The organism is Halobacillus sp. Marseille-P3879 (assembly GCF_900240285.1).
GTDB lineage: Bacteria > Bacillota > Bacilli > Bacillales > Halobacillaceae > Halobacillus_A.
Genome location: NZ_OESS01000001.1, coordinates 1,549,848 through 1,556,659 on the forward strand (window position 1 = coordinate 1,549,848; position 6,812 = coordinate 1,556,659).

The 6,812-nt window shown below is 40.7% G+C and carries 6 protein-coding genes, 1 rRNA gene and 1 other annotated feature; of the genes, 6 read left to right on the top strand and 1 reads right to left on the bottom strand.

Going from position 1 to position 6,812, the window contains the following annotated elements; translation table 11 throughout:
* Positions 1 to 20: 20 nt before the first annotated feature.
* Positions 21 to 1,058, top strand: coding sequence for a tetraprenyl-beta-curcumene synthase family protein (locus C1A12_RS07645; RefSeq protein WP_101843317.1), 1,038 nt, complete (start codon positions 21 to 23; stop codon positions 1,056 to 1,058).
* Position 1,059: 1 nt separating this feature from the next.
* Here C1A12_RS07645 and C1A12_RS07650 read toward each other — a convergent pair whose 3' ends face one another.
* Complete coding sequence (locus tag C1A12_RS07650; protein WP_101843228.1) at positions 1,060 to 1,632, bottom strand: class I SAM-dependent methyltransferase; 573 nt, start codon at positions 1,630 to 1,632, stop codon at positions 1,060 to 1,062.
* 82 nt (positions 1,633 to 1,714) lie between these two features.
* On the opposite strand from C1A12_RS07650, the gene C1A12_RS07655 reads away from it, so the two are divergent.
* From C1A12_RS07655 to C1A12_RS07675, 5 genes are all read left to right on the top strand, one after another.
* On the top strand, positions 1,715 to 2,602 hold the full coding sequence (locus C1A12_RS07655; protein ID WP_373420429.1) for a WD40 repeat domain-containing protein: 888 nt from the start codon (positions 1,715 to 1,717) through the stop codon (positions 2,600 to 2,602).
* A gap of 229 nt (positions 2,603 to 2,831) precedes the next feature.
* Positions 2,832 to 3,036: a binding site (T-box leader), on the top strand.
* Positions 3,037 to 3,119: 83 nt separating this feature from the next.
* Positions 3,120 to 5,534, top strand: coding sequence for a leucine--tRNA ligase (gene leuS, locus C1A12_RS07660; protein ID WP_101843229.1), 2,415 nt, complete (start codon positions 3,120 to 3,122; stop codon positions 5,532 to 5,534).
* Between the two features lie 118 nt (positions 5,535 to 5,652).
* Positions 5,653 to 5,964, top strand: a complete 312-nt coding sequence (locus C1A12_RS07665; protein WP_101843230.1) for a rhodanese-like domain-containing protein — start codon at positions 5,653 to 5,655, stop codon at positions 5,962 to 5,964.
* 15 nt (positions 5,965 to 5,979) lie between these two features.
* Entirely contained in the window at positions 5,980 to 6,315 is a 336-nt protein-coding gene (locus tag C1A12_RS07670) for a rhodanese-like domain-containing protein (RefSeq protein WP_200816559.1), read from the top strand.
* 385 nt (positions 6,316 to 6,700) lie between these two features.
* A 16S ribosomal RNA gene (locus C1A12_RS07675) occupies positions 6,701 to 6,812 on the top strand; the annotation flags it as partial.

The window sequence follows — 6,812 nt, forward strand, 5'->3', positions numbered from 1 at the left end:
CTGAACGTGCGCTTCCATTAATGGTGCGCGTCTATAAACAAATTTTCCCTTACGTGCACAAGCAGCTTAACCAATGGAGGAAAAAAGCTGAAACCATTCCAAATACAGAATTAAAAACTCAGGCACTGGCCAGTATTCAGCATAAAACCTTCCATTGTGAAGGTGGAGGAATATATTCTTTATTAGCCAGGGAAAACTGGAGAGAAGCCGTTCGGTTTATTGTAGCTTATCAAACCATTAGTGATTACTTAGATAATTTGTGCGACCGCAGTACTTCAATGGACCCTGAGGATTTTCGGATGCTGCATGCTTCAATGACGGATGCACTTAACCCAGGGAATGAATTAAAAGACTATTATTATTACAGGGAAGATAAAAATGATGGAGGATATTTACACTCACTTGTTCTAACCTGTCAGGAAGTATTGCGTGATGCTTCACCTTATTCATTTGCCCAGCCTTATACTAGTAAACTGGGTTATCTCTATAATGATCTTCAGGTCCATAAGCATGTGCAGGAGGAAGAAAGAATACCGAGGCTGAAGGGGTGGTTTGAGCATTATCAGCAAGAATGTCCGAATCTTGAATGGTATGAGTTCTCAGCTTGTACAGGTTCCACTCTCGGCATCTTTTGTTTAGTATCTTACTCGCTAAGCGGAGAGATGACAGAGGAGTTGGCTGAACAAGTAATGTGCAGTTACTTCCCTTATATGCAAGGCCTCCATATCCTGCTTGACTACTATATTGATCAGCAGGAAGATGAGGAGGAAGGAGACTTGAACTTTTGTTCCTATTATGAACACGAAGAATTAATGAGGGATCGGTTTGTTTATTTTGTGAAACAAACGAACCTCTCTGTGAAAAGTCTGCCTCATGCAGCTTTTCACGAGATGATCCGGGAAGGGCTGGTCGGATTATACTTAGCAGATCATAAAGTTAAAAGGATAAGTCATGCAAAGAGCTTTGTAAAAGCACTGCTCAGGGCAAGTGGAAAAAAAGCTACCTTTTTTTACTACAATTCGAAAATGTACAACAGATTAAGGAGTATACAGTCATAGTCTATTTCTTTTCTATGGCCAGGACGAATGGGGGAGAGTTCTTTTGATTAATAAACCCGTATTGAAGGACGCTGTAACTATTTTGTTCAAGAGAGGTTACAAATTGGAGAACCTCATCTTTTTCCTCTCTGCCTCCGGGATGACCGTGGTAAACCACCAATACAATTAATCCACCGGGTTGGAGGTGCTGTAGGATTGAATTAATTGAACGCAGTGTCCCTTCAGGTGTAGTGATAATAGATTTATCACTTCCTGGAAGGTAGCCTAAATTAAAGATCGCGGCTTTTAATCGGGACAAATCTTTATGTGGAATCGTAGAACCGATCTGATCATGGCTTTGTTGGAATATCGTTGCACGTTCAGAGAGTAGGTCAGCTTCCAGGCGGGCTATGGTATTATTAACAGCCTGTTTTTGAATGTCATATCCGTACACATGACCGCTTGAACCGACTAATTTACAAAGGTGTAGGGTGTCGTGCCCGTTACCACATGTTCCATCAATCGCTATATCCCCTTCTGTAAGGGTATCTTCCATTAAGTCATGAGCATATTGCAAAACTCTTTTTAATTTCATTTGCGTTAAACTCCTCTGTTTAAAATCGTAGAAACACTGCATTATTTTAGCATGAACCATAGTTCTAATAAACTTTTTTTGTATAGAAAGAAGGGATAGAATGGAGTTACATACCATTGATGCTCATTCATCGCATGTAAATAAAGTGAAATACCACCCTGAGGAAAGTTTGATTTTATCCGCTGGGTTTAATGGAGAACTTTACTTATGGGACGCTGTGAAAGGGAAGAAAATGGAGGAATATTCAGGACATAAGGTTAGTGTAAATAGTGTGCAGTGGATTGAAGGTGGAAATAAACTCGTCTCTGCTTCAGCAGACGGGACTGTTCTGCTCCATGAAATTTCAGCCTCTGAGCCTCTTAAGACCATACATGATTTAAAATCCGGCGTCAGTCATTTGCGTTTCACCTACGATCACCGTTATTTGCTGACGAGTAATAAGCAATCGATGTTACGAATCAGAGAATGGCCGGATGGAGAGCTGGTCCATAAATTGAAGAGTGACCAGCAAAACAGCGGTGTTCTAACAACAGCAAGCACGGATCTGCATGCGATTGTAGGTGGTGTAGGTTCGAAGCTCCGACGTTATTTAATTCCTTCAGGCGAAATTTTAGAGGAATTTGAAGGTCATGAAACCGCAGTAATGGGGTTTAGGTTCATTAGGGAAGATTCACATGCAGTGTCAGTAGGGTATGATGGTACATTAAATATTTGGGACATGGAGAACCACCAAAAAATCGAATCATATAGCTTAGGAGGGGAAGGGTATTATTCGATCGCAGTCTCTCCTGATGAAAAAGAAGTAGCTATAGCCATGCCTTACAAGTTGTTAAGGCTAAGATTAAAGGATTTGAAAACAGAGCAGCACGGACTCCCAGCTAAAGGAAATTACAGTGTGGATTATCTTTCTAACGGTAAACAGTTGGCTATAGCTTCAGCAGACAAAAAAGTAAGGCTGATTTTCTTATAAACGAGTAAAACTACTCTTTACTTCTTCCTTTTTTGTCTGTTTGTACTACTCGTTTAGGGGTATTAATTGTACGCTTTAAATTGTTTTTGGCAGGAGAACCGGGGTTTCGGATCGTTTTTTTATGAATAATATCGCCTCCTTCAATTTATTTTGTACCCAGTATAGTAGATATTATAAACATGACAACTTGACAAAGACGTATGCTTTCAATAGTATACAAAATAGATATGTAAAGACGTTGAAAAGGAATAGTAATAAATCTACTCAAGTTATAGAGAGGCAGCGGTAGGTGTAAGCTGCTCTTGAGCATTTATGAACTCACCTTGGATGTCGAAGAGGAGTAATCTTCCGGCCTAATCACCGATATCGATTGCAAGTGAACGTGCAGAGCGTTAATTTGGGTGGTACCGCGGGAGAAGTCTCTCGTCCCTTTTTCAGGGATGAGTGGCTTTTTTTATTTTATCTAAATGGAATGAAAAGATAGTTTACTTTGTTGATTAATTTAGGAGGAAGACAAATGGCATTCGACCACAAAACTATTGAAAAGAAATGGCAGAATTACTGGTTAGAGAATAAAACCTTTAAAACGGATACAAATACAGACAAGAAAAAGTACTACGCCTTAGATATGTTTCCATACCCATCAGGAGCCGGGCTGCATGTTGGACATCCTGAAGGATATACAGCTACAGATATTCTTTCCCGTATGAAGAGAATGCAGGGATATGAAGTTCTCCATCCTATCGGGTGGGATGCTTTTGGTCTTCCTGCTGAACAGTATGCCCTTGATACAGGGAATGACCCTGAGGAATTTACGAAACAAAATATTGCAACTTTCAAGAGACAAATTCAAGAGTTAGGCTTTTCCTATGACTGGGATCGTGAAATAAATACTACTGATCCTCACTACTATAAATGGACGCAGTGGATCTTCCTCAAACTTTATGAAAAAGGGCTGGCTTACATTGATGAAGTGGCAGTAAACTGGTGCCCCGCACTAGGGACTGTACTTGCAAATGAAGAAGTAATAGAGGGCAAGAGTGAAAGAGGCGGCCACCCGGTTGAACGCCGTCCTATGAAGCAATGGATGCTGAAAATTACTGAATATGCAGACCGTCTTCTCGAAGACTTGGAAGATCTGGACTGGCCAGAAAGCATAAAAGATATGCAAAGAAACTGGATTGGCAAATCAGAAGGAGCAGAGATTACTTTTGATATCGCCCACCACGACGCTTCTTTTGAGGTGTTTACTACCCGTCCGGACACTTTGTATGGTGCTACCTATGCTGTTCTTGCACCAGAGCATCCTCTTGTCAGTGAAATTGTAACGGAAGAACAAAAAGAAGAGGTTAACCGCTATATCCAGGAAACTCAAAACAAAAGTGAACTCGAAAGAACTGATTTAGCTAAAACTAAAACAGGGGTGTTCACAGGGGGGTATGCTATTAATCCCATTGATGGAAACAAGCTTCCGATATGGGTGGCGGATTATGTAATGATGAGCTATGGTAGCGGTGCGATTATGGCTGTGCCCGCCCATGACGAACGGGACTATGAATTTGCCACAAAGTACGACCTTCCGATCATTGCAGTCGTTGAAGGGGGAGACATTGAAGAAGAAGCATACACGGGTGACGGAAAGCATATTAATTCCGGTATGTTGAACGGACTGGGAAAAGAAGATGCAATCGAAAAAACGATTCAGTGGCTTGAATCTAACCGTAAAGGAGAGCGAAAAACAACCTACCGTTTAAGGGATTGGTTGTTCAGCCGCCAACGGTACTGGGGCGAGCCAATACCAGTAATCCATTGGGAAGACGGTTCAATTACAGCTGTCCCCGAAGATGAACTGCCAGTCCAGCTCCCAAAAACTACCGAGATTAAGCCCTCAGGAACAGGAGAATCTCCACTCGCTAATATCGAGGACTGGGTAAACGTTGTTGATCCTGAAACGGGCATGAAGGGACGCCGCGAAACGAATACGATGCCTCAATGGGCAGGAAGCTGCTGGTATTTCCTTCGATATATTGATGCTCAAAATGATGAGTCATTTGCTGATTACGAAAAATTAAAGAAATGGCTTCCTGTTGATGTATATATTGGCGGAGCAGAACATGCTGTCCTTCACCTTTTATATGCTCGTTTCTGGCATAAAGTTTTATACGATGCCGGCGTCGTACCTACAAAAGAACCATTCCAAAAATTGTTTAATCAGGGAATGATCTTAGGCGAGGGCAATGAAAAGATGAGTAAGTCTAAGGGGAATGTCGTAAATCCGGATGATATTGTATATACTCACGGGGCTGACACGTTACGTCTATATGAAATGTTTATGGGGCCTTTAGAAGCTTCAGTTGCATGGTCTACCAACGGTTTAGATGGAGCAAGACGCTTTCTTGACCGTGTATGGAGATTGTTTACAGAAAACGGTGAACTATCAGAAATAATTAAGGGAGACAGTACGGCTGCTTCCTTAGAGAAAACGTATCACGAAACCGTTCAAAAAGTGACCGATAACTTTGAAGCCCTTCGTTTTAATACAGGTATATCCCAGATGATGGTGTTTATAAATGATGCTTATAAGGTTGAAGAAATACCTAAGGAATATGTAGAAGGCTTTGTTAAGCTATTATCACCTGTAGCTCCACATCTGGCTGAAGAAATATGGAGTTTATTGGGCCACACCGGCAGTATCGCTTATGAACAGTGGCCTGCTTATGATGAAGCAAAGCTTGTTGAAGAGGAAGTGGAAATTGTTATTCAGGTAATGGGGAAAGTACGGGCGAAAATGATGGTAAGTCCCGATGCTTCCAGGGAAGATCTTGAAAAAGCAGCTTTGGAAAATAGCAGCGTGCAGGAGTGGCTTGAAGGGAAAACTGTACGCAAAGTGATTGCTGTACCTGGTAAATTGGTGAATATTGTAGCAAATTAACTTTAAAAGCTATCCCTTTTTAAAGGGGTAGTTTTTACTGTATAAATTAAATTCTTGACTAGTTCATTCAATTTAATAAAATAAGAATAAATTTCAGTTTAAATGAGGAGGCCTATTAATGAGTGAAGTAAATATTATGACACCAGAGCAACTACAGCAGGCACTGGATGAAGACAAAAAAATTGAAATAATTGATGTTCGGGAAAATGAAGAAGTTGCACAAGGAATGATTCCGACAGCCAAACATATTCCTTTGGGGAATGTTCCTGAAGAGGTTGATAATTTAAACCCGGATAAGGAATATGTTTTGGTGTGCCGATCTGGAAGAAGGAGTATGAATGCTTCAGAGTTTTTAAAAGAAAAAGGGTTCAAAAAGGTTCATAATTTAGAGGGTGGAATGCTGGACTGGAAAGGCGAACTTGTATTTTAAGAGAGGGTTAATAGGATGCTTGAATTTAGTATACTTGTGATTGTTGTGCTGGCTTTTTCTATATTCAGAGGACTGTTTCATGTATTTGTGTTAAAACCATTTCCAAATCACGCAGAATCTCGTGATAATTTTTGTGTGATTGATATTCGTGATTATACCTCAGCTTACCGCTCGCCGTATCCCGGTGCTGAGAATATACCTTTAAGCTATTTGCAGAGAGCTTTAAAGGATCGTTTTAAATGTACAAAAGATATACTTCTGGTGACCGATGATAAGAGAGGGGCAAGGCTGGCTGCCCGGATAATTCGCAAGAAGGAAAGAAAACTGATCTATTACGTAAAAGCAGTATAATATAATAGGAAATAGAAACCGAGATGAGGAGCCCTGAGTCTCGGTTTTATTTTTGTTGTTGACAATTACTTGTAGATTAGTTATGATATTAAACGTTGCTCATTTGAGAGCGGATTTCTATCAATCAATCGAAACGAAAGAAAATCTTTCAAAAGTATTGACTTATTTTGAAGAACTATGATAGAATTTATTTACTGTCGCAAGGCAGAACTTGATCTTTGAAAACTGAACGAACCAACCAGTACGTCAATTCTTTTTATAATATAGAAGGAAGTAAAACAAGCACATTCGGTGTGCAGAGCTAAAGGATCTTCAACGAAGTTCGCAACGTCCTGTTGCAACGTTGAAGTCAGTGCATCCGTGCACAAGTAAGTCATTCTCAACTTTTATGGAGAGTTTGATCCTGGCTCAGGACGAACGCTGGCGGCGTGCCTAATACATGCAAGTCGAGCGCAGGAAACCAGCTGATCCCCTTCGGGGGTGACGCTGGTGGAATG